Annotated in this window: 17 protein-coding genes; 9 read left to right on the forward strand and 8 right to left on the reverse strand. The window is 68.8% G+C overall.

From position 1 onward, the window contains the following. Positions 1 to 174 precede the first annotated feature (174 nt). The gene (locus ACGF4C_RS07425; protein WP_393564049.1) at positions 175 to 1374 is read left to right on the forward strand and encodes a cytochrome P450; all 1200 of its coding nucleotides are present in this window, start codon (positions 175 to 177) and stop codon (positions 1372 to 1374) included. Then, entirely contained in the window at positions 1371 to 1592 is a 222-nt protein-coding gene (locus tag ACGF4C_RS07430; RefSeq protein WP_393564051.1) for a ferredoxin, read from the forward strand. The genes ACGF4C_RS07425 and ACGF4C_RS07430 overlap by 4 nt, the downstream gene beginning before the upstream one ends. Positions 1593 to 1731: 139 nt before the next feature. Here ACGF4C_RS07430 and ACGF4C_RS07435 read toward each other — a convergent pair whose 3' ends face one another. The 3 genes from ACGF4C_RS07435 to ACGF4C_RS07445 form a co-directional block, all read right to left on the reverse strand. Beyond that, the gene (locus tag ACGF4C_RS07435) at positions 1732 to 3717 is read right to left on the reverse strand and encodes a flavin monoamine oxidase family protein (protein ID WP_393564052.1); all 1986 of its coding nucleotides are present in this window, start codon (positions 3715 to 3717) and stop codon (positions 1732 to 1734) included. Between the two features lie 206 nt (positions 3718 to 3923). Then, complete coding sequence (locus tag ACGF4C_RS07440) at positions 3924 to 4508, reverse strand: GNAT family N-acetyltransferase (protein ID WP_393564054.1); 585 nt, start codon at positions 4506 to 4508, stop codon at positions 3924 to 3926. A gap of 15 nt (positions 4509 to 4523) precedes the next feature. Beyond that, positions 4524 to 4988 (reverse strand): winged helix-turn-helix transcriptional regulator, encoded by a 465-nt coding sequence (locus ACGF4C_RS07445; protein WP_393564056.1) that lies wholly within the window; start codon positions 4986 to 4988, stop codon positions 4524 to 4526. Positions 4989 to 5108: 120 nt separating this feature from the next. On the opposite strand from ACGF4C_RS07445, the gene ACGF4C_RS07450 reads away from it, so the two are divergent. From ACGF4C_RS07450 to ACGF4C_RS07460, 3 genes are all read left to right on the forward strand, one after another. Continuing rightward, complete coding sequence (locus tag ACGF4C_RS07450) at positions 5109 to 6371, forward strand: MFS transporter (protein WP_393564058.1); 1263 nt, start codon at positions 5109 to 5111, stop codon at positions 6369 to 6371. Positions 6372 to 6872: 501 nt separating this feature from the next. Beyond that, positions 6873 to 7535 carry a response regulator transcription factor gene (locus tag ACGF4C_RS07455; protein WP_393564059.1) on the forward strand — a complete coding sequence of 221 codons (663 nt, stop codon included), beginning with the start codon at positions 6873 to 6875 and terminating at the stop codon, positions 7533 to 7535. After that, complete coding sequence (locus tag ACGF4C_RS07460; protein WP_393564061.1) at positions 7532 to 9046, forward strand: sensor histidine kinase; 1515 nt, start codon at positions 7532 to 7534, stop codon at positions 9044 to 9046. The genes ACGF4C_RS07455 and ACGF4C_RS07460 overlap by 4 nt, the downstream gene beginning before the upstream one ends. Positions 9047 to 9081: 35 nt before the next feature. Here the strand turns inward: ACGF4C_RS07460 and ACGF4C_RS07465 are convergent, their stop codons facing one another. Then, on the reverse strand, positions 9082 to 9960 hold the full coding sequence (locus ACGF4C_RS07465) for a hypothetical protein (RefSeq protein ID WP_393564063.1): 879 nt from the start codon (positions 9958 to 9960) through the stop codon (positions 9082 to 9084). 482 nt (positions 9961 to 10442) lie between these two features. Here ACGF4C_RS07465 and ACGF4C_RS07470 point away from each other — a divergent pair, with 482 nt between their 5' ends. The 4 genes from ACGF4C_RS07470 (at position 10443) to ACGF4C_RS07485 (ending at position 13294) form a co-directional block, all read left to right on the forward strand. Beyond that, on the forward strand, positions 10443 to 10871 hold the full coding sequence (locus ACGF4C_RS07470) for an RDD family protein (protein WP_393564065.1): 429 nt from the start codon (positions 10443 to 10445) through the stop codon (positions 10869 to 10871). Positions 10872 to 10968: 97 nt separating this feature from the next. Continuing rightward, positions 10969 to 11370, forward strand: a complete 402-nt coding sequence (locus tag ACGF4C_RS07475; protein ID WP_393564066.1) for a hypothetical protein — start codon at positions 10969 to 10971, stop codon at positions 11368 to 11370. A 285-nt stretch (positions 11371 to 11655) separates the two neighbouring features. Next, the gene (locus ACGF4C_RS07480; RefSeq protein ID WP_393564068.1) at positions 11656 to 12459 is read left to right on the forward strand and encodes a S1 family peptidase; all 804 of its coding nucleotides are present in this window, start codon (positions 11656 to 11658) and stop codon (positions 12457 to 12459) included. A 22-nt stretch (positions 12460 to 12481) separates the two neighbouring features. After that, positions 12482 to 13294, forward strand: a complete 813-nt coding sequence (locus ACGF4C_RS07485; protein ID WP_393564070.1) for a S1 family peptidase — start codon at positions 12482 to 12484, stop codon at positions 13292 to 13294. Positions 13295 to 13334: 40 nt separating this feature from the next. Here the strand turns inward: ACGF4C_RS07485 and ACGF4C_RS07490 are convergent, their stop codons facing one another. From ACGF4C_RS07490 to ACGF4C_RS07505, 4 genes are all read right to left on the reverse strand, one after another. Then, positions 13335 to 13523 (reverse strand): hypothetical protein, encoded by a 189-nt coding sequence (locus tag ACGF4C_RS07490; protein WP_393564072.1) that lies wholly within the window; start codon positions 13521 to 13523, stop codon positions 13335 to 13337. Positions 13524 to 13672: 149 nt separating this feature from the next. Further along, positions 13673 to 14671, reverse strand: coding sequence for an Ig-like domain-containing protein (locus ACGF4C_RS07495; RefSeq protein WP_393564074.1), 999 nt, complete (start codon positions 14669 to 14671; stop codon positions 13673 to 13675). Between the two features lie 362 nt (positions 14672 to 15033). Next, entirely contained in the window at positions 15034 to 16218 is a 1185-nt protein-coding gene (locus ACGF4C_RS07500) for a serine hydrolase domain-containing protein (RefSeq protein ID WP_393564076.1), read from the reverse strand. 290 nt (positions 16219 to 16508) lie between these two features. Next, positions 16509 to 17111 (reverse strand): TetR/AcrR family transcriptional regulator, encoded by a 603-nt coding sequence (locus tag ACGF4C_RS07505; protein WP_393564078.1) that lies wholly within the window; start codon positions 17109 to 17111, stop codon positions 16509 to 16511. Between the last annotated feature and the right edge of the window lie 272 nt (positions 17112 to 17383).

The raw sequence follows: 17383 nt of genomic DNA on the forward strand, positions 1-17383 counted from the left end.
ATTGCCTTCGACGGTAACCATTGCAACGCAACATTGCATTCACTCTCAGCGTCATTGCATCAATTTTCCGGGCTTTACCTGCGCGGATGCCTTGTCACCGATTGACGAGATTTTGAACGCAACGTAGCTTTCGAAATGCGTCAAACACGTCATATCGCGAGCCGAGGAACGGTCATGAGTGAATCCGTCCACACCATCACGACGCAGCCGACGGCACGTCAGCCGGGCTGCCCCTTCGACCCGCCGGCAGAGCTGCTCGACGCCCGTCGGCACGGCCCCATCAGCCGCTACACCCATCTCGGCGGAAAGCCCGGCTGGCTGATCACCGGCTACGACCTGGTCAGGTCGGTCCTGGCGGACTCGCGATTCAGCTCGCGCAAGGAGCTGTTGAACGTGGGCGACTTCGAGGTTCCACCGGCACCGCCCGGCGAGTTCCTGCTCATGGACGAGCCGCAGCACGGGCGCTATCGGAAGCCGCTGGTGGGCAAGTTCACCGTACGGCGGATGCGACTGCTCACCGAGCGCATCGAGCAGATCACCGCCGAATGCCTGGACGCCATGGAGAAGGCCGGGCCGCCGGCAGACCTCGTGACCTCGTTCGCCAAGCCCATCCCCACCATCGTGATCTGCGAGCTGCTGGGCGTGCCGTACGAGGACCGGGGCTCCTTCCAGGAGCAGATCGACACGTTCATGGGCGGGGAGACGAGCGATGAGGAGTTGATTGCGGCCTACACCGCGACCCAGGAGTACCTCGCGGAGCTGGTGGTCGCCAAGCGCGCGAACCCCACCGACGATGTGCTCAGTGAACTCACCGACAGCGATCTCACCGATGAGGAGCTGAAGGGAATCAGCCTGATCCTGCTGGCGGCCGGGTTCGACACCACCGCGAACATGCTGTCCCTGGGCACCTTCGCGCTGCTGCAGAACCCGGCCCAACTGGCCGCGCTGCGCGCCGATCCCGCGCTCACCGACGGGGCTGTGGAGGAGCTGCTGCGGTATCTGAGCGTCGCCAAGAGTTTCCTGAGGACGGCGCTGGTGGACGTCGAGTTGGGCGGCCAGACCATCAAGGCCGGCACGACGGTCGTCCTGTCGTACCACACCGCCAACCGCGACCCCGAGCGCTTCGCCGATCCCCATGTGCTCGACCTCCAACGGCCGTACGACGGGCACCTGGCCTTCAGTCACGGCATCCACCAGTGCCTGGGTCAGCAGTTGGCCCGCATCGAGATGCGGGTCGCGTTCCGCGCGCTGGTCGACCGCTTCCCCACGCTGCGCCTGGCCGTACCGGCTAAAGAGGTTCTCCTGCGTCCGGAGACCGCGGACATCTACGGGGTCAAGAGCCTGCCGGTCACCTGGGACCGGGTGGAGTCATGAGGACGCCGCGCCTGCGCGTCGACCGTGAGCGCTGCATCAGCGCCGGGATGTGCGCACTGACCGCCCCCGAGGTCTTCGACCAGGACCCCGATGACGGCCGCGTGCTCCTGCTGCACGCCGAGCCGCCCACCGCCCATCGCGAGGCCGCACAGATGGCCGCCGGTCTCTGCCCTTCCGGGGCGATCACCCGCTACGAGCCGGAGGCCAACGGCTCCTAGCGCCGCGACGACCGGGTAGGGGAGGACGACCGCGGAGGAGCGGACGACCGCGGAGGAGAGCCGGCCCGGCGTCCCGTGGGGCGGGACGCCGGACCGGGTGATCGTGCCTCTTGTCAGCTCAAGCTGTCAGCTCGTGCTGTCAGCTCGTGTGGACCTTCAGCGCCGTCCGGACGGCAGACTCAAGCGCCCCTTCGATCCAGGCGGGCTTGATGGAGGTGTGGTCCCCCCCGAAATGCAGCGGCCCCTCGGAGGTGGGGACATCAGGGAACAGCTCTGCGTGCTGGCCGGGGAAGAGCACGGAGGCCTCACCATAGGCGTAGTGGTCGCGCATCCATGACTGGGTCTTGCACTTGTTGGTGAAGAAGACCTCGCACCGGCGGCCGAAGACGGCCTGCACGCCGGCGAGCGCGCGCAGATACCGCTCGTCGTCGGCGAAGGCGTCCCACTTGAGGGCGTCGTCGGACCAGCTGTAGGAGGCGAGCATGATGCCTCCGTCGCTGCCTTCCATGGGGTGCGCATGCTCGAAGTACATGAAGCGGTTGGCGTTGTCGCTCACGTTGCCGCCGCCACGGATGTGCGTGGCCCCCGGCTCGCTGTTCGAGACGGGCCGGAAGACCGCGAAGCACTTCTTGAGTTCGTCGGGAATCGTCACCCCCAGGCCCTTCACGGACTTGTGCGCACCGAGGTACCCGCCGTGGTTGACCGTGCCTGCCTGGTACTTGTCGTAGAGGTTGTCCTCGATGGAGTTCAGCGCCGCTTTCCACTGCGCCTCGGTGAACTCCCACCAGCGTTGCGAGAACTCCAGCAGCACCTTGGTCGCGGCGTCGTAGTGCAGTTCCGTGATGGCCCGGCGCTTGCCGTAGGTGAGCGGAGGCTCGAAGGTCACATGGCGCAGTCCGGAGAAGGGAACGGTGATGATGGCCTCATCACCCTCGAAGACCTCCGTGACACCGCCCTTGCCGGTCTGGCAGGCCTCGGAAACGGTGTGCACCCTGACTTTGCCGGCGTGGCGCTCGATGCGTACGGCGCGCCTGTCGAGGTTCACCTTCCCCTTGACCGGCTTGTACAACGCGTCGGCGAGCAGCGCGGTGCCGCCCTTGATCTCCCAGAACTTGGTCTTGGGGTCGATCAGCGCGCTGGACAGAAAGCTGTGCGTGAAGGAGAGGTGCAGCCGTGAGGTCAGGTTCTGGATGGTACCGATGAGGTCGATGGTCCTGGTGTCGAGCTTGGCGACTTCGGTGAGGTACCGGTACATCGACCAATGGCCGTACTTCTTGAGGACCTTGGCCCACCCGTTGACGAGGGCGGTTCCTTCCTTGCCCCGGATGAGCTGGTGTGCGGGTTCGAGGGCCTGCGCGAGGATGGCGGAAGCGGTCTTCGTGCGGTTGGGGCCCGTGACACCGAAGGTGGCGTTGATCTTTTCAGGGTTCTTCTCGTAGTCGGCCCGGCGCATATGGACGCCATTGACATGGATCCAGGCGCGGTTGGCCTGCTTCGTCGGGTCGTCGACATCCACATCCACCAGGTAGAACTCCTGGAGCGTGAGGCCGAACTTCTTGATCAGTGCCATCAGGAGGGGATGACTGCCGGGCAGTCGCATGGCACCGGCTTCGGCGTACTGCTTGGGGTCGGCGAAGGGCTGCTCTCCGTGTTCGTGGCCGCCCTTGCGGAACGTCTTGATGCGGCCTCCGACGCGGTTGCCGTTGGCCTCGATCACCACGACGTCGTGGCCTGCCCGATGGAGCAGGTTGGCGGCGAGCAGCCCGGCCGGGCCGGCTCCGACGACCAGGACCCGCTTCGTCGCCTTCGCTCGGCTGGTGGGGAGGCCGTTTTCGATGGCCTTCAGATAGGTCGGCACGAGGGACTTGTCATGCTCGTCGTAGACGGCGATGGCGCGGGCGACGGTGGTGAACGCCTTGGGATCGACGCCGGGCGGCACTGCGGCCGGCGCCGTCGCGGGTGCGGTGGCGGGGCTCAGCGCGGTCGCGGGCGCGATGGCGGCGGCGGTGAGTCCGGCGGCGAGCGCCGAGGCCCCGGTTGCCGTGACCACGGCGCGCCGTGAGGGCTGCGCCTCGCTCGATGCCTTGGTGTCGTCCGTACCCGGAGTCACGCGCGGAGTGCTCATGTCGTGTGAATTCATGGCTCATCACACTTGGCATACGAACGCCGTAGAGCCAGCGTCTTCACACGGACGGGAACGGTAAACCACTCTCGCGGCTACATGACGTGGACCGTCAACGACCCTACGAGAGGCGGTCGTTCGGCCCGCGGTCCTTGGCGGCCGGGCTGCCAGCGCCCTGCGGAACCGCGTTCACCGGCCACTCGGTCCGCTCAAGCATCTCCCTGGACACGAGCATGGAGATGCATGTCGTGCCAGCCGTCCAGTTGCAGATGCGCGCCGCGCCGAGTGCCCTCCAAGGCGAAGCCGGACTTGGCGGCGACCCGGCAGGAGGCTCCGTTGGCGACCGAGTGGGCGAGTTCAAGGCGGTGGAAGCCGGCCTCGTCCAGCGCCCAGCCGGCCAACGCGGCCAGGGATCGCGGGGCGACACCGGTACCACGGGCGTGGGGCAGGACCCAGTACGCACACTCGGCCAGGCCGTGGAGGAGGTCCATCCAACGCAGAGACATCCGGCCGGCGACCTCGCCGTCGGCCCGGGTAATGATCCATTGGACGGCCTGCTCCTGCTCCCAGGACCGGTGCGAGGCTGCGACCCAGTCCTGGGCTTCCTGCAGCGACGTCACATGGTGCGTGTGCCAGCGCCGGATCGACGGGTCCTGGAAAGCACGTTGCAGGACAGGAGCGTCGTCCGCCTCCCAGGGGCGCAACAGCAACTCACCGTCATCCGACGGGATCGAGGGCTGAGCGGAAGCGGAGAGGGCCCCGGCCGGGATGGCGGGTGTAATGGCAAAGCTCATGAGCGGCATGATGTCTCACGACCCGGCTGCTGTCTCTTGCAGCTTCTCCACGACTGTGTCCTCCGGCCCCACCGGCCGTCCGTCCGCCGCCCGGATCTGCAGACGGCGCAACGGGCGGCTGGTCCGGCGGTCCAGCAGTCGGGAGTGGTCCTCGCCGGGGGTGAAGCACTGGTCCTCGCCCCACTGGCGCAGGGCGACGATCACCGGGAACAAGGCGCGGCCCTTGTCCGTGAGGAGGTACTCGCGGTGGGACCCGCCGTCCGGCGCGGGCGCGCCGCGCAGCACCCCGGCCGTCTCCAGCGCCCGCAGCCGCGCCGCCAGGATGTTCTTGGCGATGCCGAGGCTGCGTTGGAACTCGCCGAACCGGCGGCTGCCGTCGAAGGCGTCCCGCACGATCAGCAGCGACCACCAGTCACCAATGGCGTTCACCGACCGGGCGACGGGACAGGGGTCGGCGTCGAAACGGGTGCGGGCGACCATCCGTGGCTCCTCTCCTCCAGCTCCCCGGACCCTTCCAGGGGTGGTTGCAACATGCTACCTCGGATGGCTACTGTCACGTCGGTAGCAAGATGAAACCAAGTCGAGCGGAAGGTGTGTCGTATGGCGATCCAGTGCTCCGGTGCGGTCGGCGAGTGCAGCGGAACCGGCGGCCACGAGGCCCACCCCACGGCGTCGGCGCCGGACCCCTCACCGCCCGCCCGGCTCGCGCCCCTGCTCGCCCTCGCCTGCGGCAGCTCCGTCGCCACCGTCTACTTCGCGCAGCCCCTGCTGGTGACCCTCGGAGAACGGTTCGCGCTCGGCCCAGGGCTGCTCGGTGCGATCGTCACCGTGACTCAACTCGGCTATGCGGCGGGCCTGTTGACACTCGTACCGCTCGGCGACCTGCTCGACCATCGGCGACTGGTCACCGGTCAGCTCGGGCTGCTGGCACTCGCACTGCTGGCCGCCGGGCTGGCACCGGGCGTGGCGGCGCTGCTCGGCGCCCTCGCCGGGGTCGGGCTGCTCGCCGTCGTCGCCCAGACGATGGTCGCGGCGGCTGCCGCCCTGACCCCACCCGCCCGGCGCGGCCGCGCCGTCGGAACGGTCACCGGCGGCATCGTCACCGGAATCCTGCTGGCCCGCGCCGCCGCCGGTGTCCTCGCCGACCTCGCCGGCTGGCGGGCGGTCTACCTGGTGTCCGCGGGCGCCACCGCCGTACTCGCCTTGCTGCTGCGCCATGTTCTGCCCTCGGGCTCGCCGTCCACCGGGGCGCGCGAGGGGTCGTACGGACGACTGGTGGCGTCGACCGTCACTCTGTTCGTCCGCCATCCGCTGCTGCGGATCCGGGGCGCGCTCGCCCTGCTCGTGTTCGCGGCCTTCAGCACGCTGTGGAGCGGCGTGGCGCAGCCCCTGAGCGCTCCGCCGTGGTCGCTGTCGCACACCGCGATCGGCGCGTTCGGACTCGCCGGGGCGGCCGGGGCCGTCGCCGCGGGAGTGGCCGGGCGCTGGAACGACCGCGGGCTCGCCCAGCGCACGACCGGCATCGGCCTCGCCCTGCTGGCGCTTTCCTGGCTCCCGATCGCCCTGACCCGGCAATCACTGTGGGCGCTGGCAATCGGCGCCGTCCTGCTGGACTTCGCCGTGCAGGCGGTCCACGTCACCAACCAGACCCTGATCCACGCCGTCCGGCCCGACGCGGGCAGCAGGATCATCGGCGGCTACATGGTCTTCTACTCGGCGGGCAGCAGCCTCGGCGCCCTCGGCTCTTCCCTTGCCTACGCGACCGCAGGCTGGCCGGCCGTGACAGCCCTCGGCACGTCATTCAGCCTCGCCGCCCTGCTCCTATGGGCAACGACCCGCCGTATGAGCCTGGCCTCAGTCTGATGGTTCGTTGCGGAGAATCCATCTGCTCAACAGGTGGGTCCGGGGGGGCGGCGCGGTGACCGGGCCGTGGACGCGGAGCGGTTCAGGCCACCCGGGTTCGCCCGCCCCTCACCGGTCAGACACGGCGGCTCCGCGGTGAAGAGCAGGGAGTCAGCAGGCAGGCAGAGGCTGACCAACAGCTCACCGTCGACGAACAAACACAAGCCCTCCCGCCGTCATCGTCTACAGTGCAGTAGACCGTCTACTTGTCTGTAGTCGGCCCGACGGCGCTGTCGTCCGGCCGTGCCCGCCACCTGCATCGGCCGGGACGACCACGTCCGGGCCACTGCCGGACGGGTCACCGCAGTACAGGAGGCGCCGCCCACGGCCACACCGCTGCGTACCGACCGCACGCCACCTACCGGACTGCCGGCCTACCGGTCTCCGGAACCGTTGCTCAGGAGTTGGGGCGGATGCGGTACCCCGGCCCCAGCTCCCGAGCTTGTTGTGAGGTGATCATCTGTGCGTCCCACCGTTCTGATCGTCGAGGACGACCACGCGCTGCGGGATGTGCTGGTACGCGGTCTGCGTGACGAGGACTTCGGCACGCTGGCCGCTCAGGACGGCGCGACCGCTCTCCGGCTGACCGGCGACAGCGTGGACGCGGTGGTGCTGGACGTCAGACTGCCGGACGCGGACGGGCGGGACGTCTGCCAGGCGATGCGGGCGCAGGGGTTCGCCAGCCCGGTCGTCTTCCTGACCGCGCACCATCGGCTCCATGACCGCCTCAGCGGGTTCTCCGCCGGGGGCGACGACTACCTCGCCAAGCCTTTCCATCTCGCCGAGCTGACCGCCAGGTTGCGCGCCGCCCTCAAACGATCCGGGCCGGCCCGGCCTACGGCCGCTGGGGACCTGGTCCTGGATCCGGTGCACCACAGCCTGTGTGCAGCTGGCGTCGACGTGGCGTTGACGCCCACTGAATTCCGGCTGCTTGCCGCCTTGATGGCGGGCCTGGGAGCAGTGGTGGGCAGACGGGAGCTCGTCCGGGCCGGCTGGCCGGAAGGCGCGCAGGTCAGCGACAACACCCTGGACCAGTATCTGAGCCGGTTGCGCCGCAAGCTCCGGGAGGCGGGCAGCAGCCTGGCGATCAGCACCATGCGGGGAATCGGGCACCGGCTCTCATGACCACGGCCACCGCCCCACGTCTCATTTCCGCGTTGGCCGGCCGTTGCCGCCCCCGTACGCTGCGGGGCCGGCTGTCCCTCGTGGCGCTGACCACCGCCACGCTGGTGATGGTGGTCCTCACCGTCGTGTTCAACGCGATCGTCCGCCACCATCTCCAGCAACAGGCGGACGACGAACTGCGCACTCGGGCAAGTGCGGTGGCCGCGACCGTCGACACCCGCCACCAGCCGGTACGCGTCCTGGAGACACCGCACGACGCCGCCTTGGACACCAATGTCTGGATCTACGCGGGCAGCCGGCTGCTGGAGCACCCCGCCTCGGCCGCGGCCGACGGCACGATCACTCGGGCCGCCGCTCATCTCGCCGAGCACGGCGACAAGCGCTGCGACGAGGTGACGGCCGGAGACCGCATACGTTTGTGTGCCGAGCCCGTTGGCGGGGTCCGGCCGGGTGCCAGGCCCACCGCCGTCGCCACCGCCGCCGTCGTCACCGTCGTCACCGCCATAAACCTCGCTCCCTACCGTGCTTCGGCCGACACCCTGCTCATCGCCTCCCTCGAATTGGACGTCACCGTCCTGGCCTGCACCTACGTCCTGACCCGGCTGGCGGTGGGACGCGCCCTGCGCCCGGTCAGGACCATGACGGAGCAGGCCACACGGTGGAGCGTGGTTGCCTCCCAAGAGCGCTTCGGCACCGGGGACCGCCCCGCCGAGCTCTCCCGGCTCGGGGCCTCACTGGACGAACTGCTCGACCGGATCCGTGCCGTGTTGCGCCACGAACAGCAACTCACCCGGGAGCTCTCCCACGAGCTGCGCAATCCCCTGGCGCGGATCACCGCCGAACTCGACTGGTGGCAAGCCCGGCCCCGCTCCACCGACGAGACCCGCGCCACCCACACCTCCATCGCCGAGGCCGCCGCCTCCATGCGCACCATCTGCGAGACCGTCCTGGACGACGCCCGGGCCGGCGCGCACACCGTTCCCGGCACGACGGACGTCATGGCCGTACTGCGCCGCTTCACCGATCAGCACAGGCACAGTCCCCGCGAGAAGGCGAAGATCTCACTTGCCGAGACGACGGTGACGGGGGCCAAGGTGTCCGAGATGACGGTTGCCGAGACAACGGGCACCGAAATCATGGGTGCCGACATCACGCTTGACGGCCCGAACACCGTGACGGCCGGAGTGCCCGCCGCACTGCTGGAGCGCATCGTGGCCCCGCTCATCGACAACGCCTTGCGCTACGCCCGCTCGCGGGTCGCCCTTCAGGTGGCGCCTGGGCCCGACGGCATCCACGTGGCCGTCGTAGACGACGGTCCCGGTGTCCCGGCCACCTTCACCGCGCAGCTCTTCCAACCGGGCCGACGCGCCGAACCGGCGGACGGCCACACCGGAGCGGGTCTGGGCCTACCGCTCGCACGACGCCTGGCCCGCTCCGCCGGCGGTGAAGTGACCCACGACGCCGGCCACACCGCAGGCGCGCGCTTCGTGGTCCACCTGCCCGCCGGATGACGCGGCCCGTCCGCATGTCAATCAGGGTGTCATCTTCAGGAAACGTCCATGAGGGTGCGGTCCTCAGAATCGGTGGTCCGGCGCTCCTGTACGTGTGCGTAGCCCATCAGGCCGAGCAGTACCGCGAGAAGGACCGCCGACGAGCCCGCCGTACCGAGGTCCAACCCGCCCTTGGCGAGCGGCTTGGTGAGGAAGTCACCCACGGTGGCCCCGAGGGGCCGGGTGAGGACGAAGGCGATCCAGAACAGCACCACGTTCGGAACGGCCGGTACCCGCATGAGGGCGACCAGTACGGCGAGCACAGCGGTGACGAGCAAGGCACCGCCCGCGTACCCGAGTCCCGAGCTGTCGGAGAGGAAGTCCCCCATCGAGGTGCCCAGCGTGTTGGACACCAGGATCGCCGCCCAGAAGAGGGCCTCCGCGCGGAACGAGACGATGTCGCGGATGGCGAACGTCAGACCGGTGGACTTCCAGATGACGAAGATGGCGATCAGCAGCGAGATCAGAATGGCTGCGCCGGTGGGGTACCCCAGCCCCAGGCCCTGCGGTCCCCGGCCGAGCGACTTCGCACCGTCGGTGAGGAACTTGGCGCTGGCGTCACGGTTCATGAAGTCGGACATGGTGGTGCCCGCCATGCTCGTGGACAGGATGACCGTCCAGTAGCAGAAGGGGTTGTAGCGCCGGGACCGGAGCTGCACGACCAGCGTGACCACGAAGATCAGGACCAGTGCGATGGTGGTGAGGAAGTAGCCGAGCTTGAGGGTCTGGGCGAAGAGGTCACCGGCTGTTTCGCCGAGGGTGGTCGCGGCGATTTTCATGACCCAGAAGGCCAGTGTGACCTCCGGGAGCTTCCGCATCACGTACCTGTCGGTACCGGCGACGTCCAGATCGGTCAGGACTTCGGGCTCAGGCAAGGTGGATCCTCCTGGGTGGCGTCTGCGCCGCCGCACGTCGTGCCGCGGGGCCCTGCGCATGGCGCTGTCGGTGGCCCAGCAGCGCGACCGTGTGCGCGCGTTGGCGGGAAGTGTCAGATACGAGCCACCGCGCACAGCGATGACGTCGTACGCCGCCAACCCTTCCAGCCACCGCCTGAACGCATCCTGAACAGCACCGACCGCGCCCTACGAAGCAGCCCGCACGGCCAAGCCAACAGTGCCTCCTCCTTCAGACGGCTGTCGGGTCTCCTTCCAGGCAGAGCCCCTGTCTGCCACGAGGCGTACGCCCACCCAGCGACTCTGCCCTTGGGCAGGCCCCTGATGCACTACTTGAGAGCGACGGATCCAGGCCACCCCGCGACCACGTGGAAACGAGTCGAGTCGAGTCGAGCACCCTTCCGCCTGCCACCCGGACACATTTCGGCGCAAGAGGGACCGCAAGAGGCAAGGAAGTTGGCACCATGAACGCGGCACAGGCAGCAGGTCCGTCCTCCGTACCGCCGCCGCACATGCCGCCTCCCGAGCGCCCCGGAGCCGGGCCCACCCCGACGGGGCGGCCGAGCCTAGCCGCGCAGATCGTTCTCGTCGTGGCCCTGGCGATGTCCTTCCTCTACTCACCCCTGATGACGTCCCTGTTCGGAGGCACGGTGGGCAAGCTCACCTGCGGTTTGCGCGTCGTACGGCTCACCGACGGGCGCCGGCTCTCCTACGGGCCGGCCCTGGGGCGGCACTTGGCGCACTCCGTCATGGGGATGGTGCCGGTGCTCGGTCACATCGATGCGCTGTTCTGCCTCTGGGACCGGCCGTTCCGGCAGTGTCTGCACGACAAGACCGTGGGCAGCGTGGTCATCCGCAGCCGGATGCGCCCGCCCCAGGCGCCCCGTCCCTGATTCCCCTCTTCCTCTGGTCGTTCCCGGTTTTGCGTTGCCGGCACGGTACTTACCCGTTGACAGATCGTACGCCAATGCAGATCGTAAGCACATGCGTATGACGTTCTTGAGATCGTCCTGGGTCTCCGGGCGGGACCACGGCCAGGGCGACCCCGTCCTCATCAGCGTGACCGACTTCCGGCTCGACCACGTCAGGGATCTGCCGCGCGTTTACCGCGCGGCCAGGCAGCTCGCTGTGGGCTGGCCGACATTGGAGGGGGCGCATGGGATGTGGCTGTGGGCGCGCCCTGTCGCCCGCCGTTGCGGTGCCGTGGCGGTTTGGCGGGACGAAGCTGCCCTGCACCGTTTCATCGCCTGGCCGCCCCATGTCGACATCATGCGCGCGTACCGAGGAAGGGGCAGTCTGACCTCGACCACCTGGACTTCGGACACCTTCGACCCTACGGAGACCTGGGACCGCGCCCGGAAGGATCTGCTCGTCAGGCATCGTGATGCCTGACACAGCAAGCGGTCAGGGGCATCCGGGCGGTCATCCCACCGCCAGCCGCTGCGACCCGGGCGCCGCCAGGCGCACACACCTCGGCAACGGTGTGGGAAGGTTGGGCTGCGGCCGCGGCCAGGCTCAGGGAACCGTACCTCCGGCCGCTCCTCCCGGTGGGCGTTCGCATGGCCGAACTGCCGCCCCTGGGGGCCGTGATCCGCAACAGCCACCGTGTCGTGGACAACCGTGCGGCGCTGTCCGGGCTCTCACTGGGCGGCATTGTTCGATCGTCACGGAGGAGCAATGAACGCAGCGAGAACACGCCGCGGTGTCCTGGTGGGTGCGGTGTTGGCCGGGATGGGGCTGGTGATGGCGGCGGTCCCGACGGCCGGCGCGGTGGTGGGAGGAGACCGGGCCGACATCAAGAAGTACCCCTGGGCAGTCGCCCTGACGTCGGCGGAAGACGTGAAGAACCCGGAATGCGCCGGCACGCTCGTCGCACCCCGCAAGGTGCTCACCGCGTCCCACTGCGTGAACCCGGCCACCGTCGATCAGATCCGGGTGGTCGGCGGACGGGAAGACCTTCGGAACACCCGCAAGGGCACGGTCCGCAAGGTAGTGAAGGCGTGGATCCATCCCAAGGCCGTCACCGACGGGAGCGGCGCCAAGTACGCGCACGACATCGCCGTCCTCACGCTCAACGCCCCCATGCCCTACCCGACACTGCCGCTGGCCACCCCGGCGCAGCAGCAGCTGTACGAGGAGGGCACGCCCACCAGGGTCCTGGGATGGGGTTCCACGACGGGCCGCGATGACGACAAGCGCGTGCCACCGCTGCAGACCGCGCTGCTCCCCAACCGGGGCGACGAGGGGTGCGTCACCGCGTACGGCAGCCGCCGCTACGACAAGCGCTACACGATGTGCCTGGGCTATCCGGCCGGCGGGGTCAATGCCTGTTACGGGGACAGCGGTGGGCCGGTGGTCGTGAAGGGCCGGCTGGTCGGGGTCATCAGCGGAGGCGGCAGCTGCACCGACCGCCTCTACCCGGGCGTCGCCAACAAGACCGCCTCCTACTACCCGCTCCTCCAGGACCAGATAGCCGGATAGCCGGATGGCAAAGGGAATGACGATGACACGACGACAACACACGGCAGTACGCCTGCCCGTCCTGGCCGGTCTCCTGGCGCTCGTCGGCGTCGGCCTCGTCGTGCTGCCGGCCGCCACCGCCCACGCCATCATCGGCGGGCAGAAGTCGAGCACGGAACAGGCGCCATGGGCCGTCTCGATCAACCTGTGGCGGCAGACCGACAGCTATCCCCGCTCAGGCCAATTCTGCGGTGGCACCCTGGTCACCCCCACCAAGGTCGTCACCGCAGCCCACTGCGTGGTCGACGAAGAGCCCACCGATGTGGGGGTGGTCGCGGGCCGCACCGACCTGCGCCGCCATGACGGCACCCTGCGCAAGGTGCGGAAGGCCTGGATCCACCCGCGGTTCGGCCGGCACCTGGAGAACGACGTCGCGGTCCTCACACTCGACAAGCCCATGCCGGGGAAGTACACGCCGCTGCCGATCGCCACCACCACCGACACCGGTCCGTACCGTCCTGGCACCCGCGCACGGGTCTACGGCTGGGGCCTGCTGGACAACGAGGACCGCGCGGCGAACGTCCTGCGCTCGGCGAAGCTGCGCGTCCTCCCCGACCGGACATGCCAGCGGCTCAACCCCGGGGACTTCGACCCCACGATGCACACCTGCGCCAACGACACCGTCACCGGCGCCCACCATGCGGAAGGCGACAGCGGCGGCCCACTCGTCGCCGACGGCAAACTGATCGGCATCGTCAGCTGGCTGGCCCACAGCAGCGACTCCACCCCCACCCCCGGCGTCTACACCCGCGTAGCGGCCTTCTCCCACGAGATCGCCGCCCAACTCCGCCGGTAGCTGCCTCGCGGTCCTGAGGCAAAAGCCAAAGCCGAAGCCGTCAGCCGACGCCTACGCCCGCGCCGACGCCGAGCCGGTCTTCAGCGCTCTCGGCGTCGGCTGACGGTCGGGCTGCCAGTGGCCCGGTTTCAGCGGCCTCGACCCGCAGCAACGCCTCGACCAACCGCCGCGCCCGTTCCTCCGGCCCCAGCTGTGCGGCCGCGGAGACCGGCCGCTCCACCTCGGCCATCCGCCACCGTCGCCTGCTCGACGAAAAGCGCCAGCAATAGGTCCTCTTGGCTGGCGAAATTCGAGTAGAAGGCCCCGCGGGTGTAGCCGGTTGCGGTGCAACTCCAGTCGACATCATCGACTGCTGGCTGACGCCGTCACCGCAGCCCATCACAGCGTCGCGGTCTTCCCCTCACCGGACGCGCTGCCTGCGAGCCACTGGTCCCATCCCAGGTTGAAGTCGGCGTAGCCGTTGTCGGCCGGGGCCTTGGCGCGGGGCGAGCCGGTGATGGTGACCGGGTCACCCTGCTTGACCTGGCCGTAGAACCACTTGGCGTCCGACATGGAGAGGTGGACGCAGCCGTGCGAGCCGCGGGCGCTGCCGCTGCCCGGATTGGGGTCGCCGGTCGAGTAGTGCACATAGGTGCCGGACTGGGTGAGATGGATGTCCCAGGGCAGCGTCAGGTCGTAGTAGTTGGGGCTGCCCTTGTCGCAGCTGATGCCGACGCTGCAGGAGGTCATGTGGACCTTCTCCTGCTTGTCGATCACGGCCATGGTGCCGTTCCACGTCGGATACTGGGCGCTGCCCGCGTTGATCGACAGGGTGCGCACCGGCTTGCCGTTCCGGGTGACCTTCATGGTGTGGCCGGTCACCGAGACGTCCGCGCGCACGTCGTCGCCGATCGTGAAGGTGTGCGTGTAGTTGCGCACGCCGTAGCGTCCGTTGCCGTTGCTGACGCCGTTCATGTCAGCGTCGATCTTCACCTTCGTGCCGGAGGGCCAGTACGTCTTCGGTCGCCAGTCGGCGCGCTTGTCGCCGAACCAGTGCCAGGCACCGGCCACCGGCTGCGAAGCACTCACCTTCATGTGCTTCTCCACCGTGGCCCGTGCCTTTGCCGACACCGGGTTCGTGAAGACCACCGAGATCGGCATGGCCACGCCGACCTTGGTTCCCGTCTGGGGGGTGATCGTGTCCAGCAGCATCGGCGGGCCCGCGGGCTTCTTCGGCGACGGGGAGGCGCTCGCACTCGGCTTGCCCGGCGCCTTTGCGTCGTCCCCACTCGCCTTGTCACTACCGCCCCCGCCACAGGCACTCGCGCCCACCAGCATCGCCCCCGTGACGAGTGCGATCCCTATGCCGCCCTTGCGCCGCCCCACGACCTGCCCCACTCTCTCGCTCTTCGGCCCTGACGGGCCCGACTCCTTGTCAGACGGCGAGGGTACGGGCTGCAGTTGCGTACTTCACGTAAAATATGTTCCAAAACTCGGTGCGCCTCGCGGATCGGGGAGGGTGGGGGCGCGGCTTGGTCGCTCCTTTCCTTCGGGGTGCGTCAGGGTGCAAGGGGTTGGTCCGCACCGCTGTGGGCCGGCGGTCGGTGGGGTCCGGCGGGTCGGTGGGGTCCGGCGGGTCGGTGGGGTCCGGGCGGTGACCAGAGCGACAGCGGGTCCGGAAGCCCTGCTGGGCGGGCGGTCTGCCCGTTGATGCGGGTGCTGGTTGAGCCGAAGAGGCTCCGGGGACCCCGTCCCGTCGTTCAGCCGACGCTCTGGAAAGCGGCGTTCAGGACGGCCATGACGTAGGGGCGTTCGGAGGCGGTGCCGGTCGGGTTGAGGGAGTAGGCCACGCGGCGCTGAAGGTCGCGAGTGGTGAAGACGCCATTGGTCCACCCCGGCAGGGAGCCGGTTTTGCCCCACACGGTGACGCCGTTGTCGAGTGTGACCCGCATCAGGCCGCCGGCGCTGAAGCAACTCGTCTTGTTGATGCAGTTGGTGTTGGTCGGTGCACTGTCCACCCGGGGCACGGTGAACACCAGCTTCTGCTGGGCGGGCGGGAGCAGACGGCCCCGAAACAGAGCGGTGATGAACCGGTCCAGATCAGCGGCCGTGGAGACCATGCCACCCTCGGCCCACGCCCAGGGGCTCTGCTCGGTCACCTCGTCCGTACCGACGTATACGCGCGCGTGCGGTGCCGGGATGGACATGTCGCCCGACGAAGGGAGGCTGGTGTGGCGCAGTCCTAGTGGCTGGAGGATGCGGCGGGTGAGCTCCTCGGTGAAGGTTCGGCCGGTCACCTTCTCGACCAGGAGGCCGAGGACGAAGGTGTTGACGCCGTTGTACTGCTGGACCCTGCCGGGTGTGGGCCGATGCCCCGGCTTGACGGATTTGGCGGATTTGGCGGCTGCGAAGGCATGGCGCACCACGTCCTGCGGCGACACACTCCTGCGCCACCAACCGGGGCCGTCGGCAGGCCCGGGTATGCCGGCCGGGGCCGGTAGGCCGCTGGTGTGGTCCAGCAATTCATGCACGGTGACGGTGCCGTATGCGGGCGGGATGAGGTGGGGGAGATAGCGCCGGACGGGCATGTCAAGGCCGATCCGGCGCTCGGCGACCAGTTGGAGCACGACGGTGCTGGTGAAGGTCTTCGTCACACTGCCGATACGGAAGTGAGCATCGCGGGGAACCGCCCCCGCGGTTCCGGTCCACGGCATCGTTCGCCCCTCCCCCACCACTCTGACCAGAGCACCGGCGACAACGGGATCGGGCAGACGGGTCAGCAGACCTCGCATCGGCGCAGGATCGAACGAGGCGGCGACGGCCGTCTCCTGCCGTGGAACCGCTTCGACGGCCATCACGGCGGGAGCGCATGCACCTGCGGTGATCGCGGCGAGGGCGAAGCCGGCCACGGCAAAGCGGCGGACGACGGAAGGGCGGAGGTGCATCGGGCTGCTCCCAAGGGCGGTGGCCGCTTGGCCATGAATCACTGAGACACCATCAACTCTCGGCGATATGGCCTCACATGCCATCCGGGATCAACCCTGAGCAGTCCCTGAGCTGCCCCTGATACCTCTCTGAGACATCTCCGAGAGCCCCTGGGATCCGGCAGAGCAGAACCTGCAGGAAGATGGCCAGGGAGCTGGCCGAGCGTCCGGCACCACCTGCTCATCGCGCCGACCACGGATCACCGACCACGGATCACCGACCACGGACCACGGACCACGGACCGCGCCAACTACAGCTCGTCAATGCGCAGGTAGTCCAGCGCGCGACGAGTCAGCTGGACGAGGTCCTCCGGTTCGTCCTGCCGGGCCCAGTACTCCAGCGCGACGTTGATCGCGTCCAGGAGAACAGTGGCCATCAGCCGTACCTCCAGACTGTCCGGCGACGCTCCCGTGCGGGCCGCGAGCACCGCCAACAGCTGGTCCTGCATGTCCCGCCCGGCGGCCAGCCACCGCATGCGGATCGCCGGCACGCTGCCCATGACGCGGATCAGCCGGCGGGCGCGCTCCATGTCCGCGAGCTGCTGGACCGAGGCCGGCGCACCGAAAGCCGCCTGCACCGCACTGGTCAGCGGCTCGTCGGCCGGCAGGGTGGCCAGCGTTTCGACAAGCCGGCCGACGCTGGAGGTCAAGAGGGGCGTGAGCGCATCCTCCTTCGCCACGCAGTAGCGATAGAAGGTGCGCAGCGAGATGCCGGCAGCTGAGGCGATGTCCTCGACCGTGGTCGCGTCGTAACCCTGCTCGGAAAACAGCACGGCGGCGGCCTCCGCGATCTCCTGCCGGGTCTCCTGCCGCCGCCGTTCCGTCAGCGACGGTCTGCCTCGCGCTCCTGTCATCCGCCTCTCCTCACCTTCGATCCGGTCCCCATGTCTGCGACCCCTCATGTTGGCATAGACAAGCCAGTTGGCACGTCATGCCAAAAAAGAGGTACGCTGACTCCGCCGCCTGAACAAATCCCTCAATGACCGCACAGAAGTCGGCAGTTGAGGGCCGAACGGGGCGGTTCGCGTCTGTCGCTGCCACGAGGACAGTGAGCGCGGTCACCGCTGCTCACCGCTACTCACCGCTGCTCGCCACTGGCGACGTGGTCGAGCGCCCGGAGAGTCGG

Source organism: Streptomyces sp. NPDC048197, from assembly GCF_043202395.1.
In the GTDB taxonomy this organism is placed as follows: domain Bacteria; phylum Actinomycetota; class Actinomycetes; order Streptomycetales; family Streptomycetaceae; genus Streptomyces; species Streptomyces siderophoricus.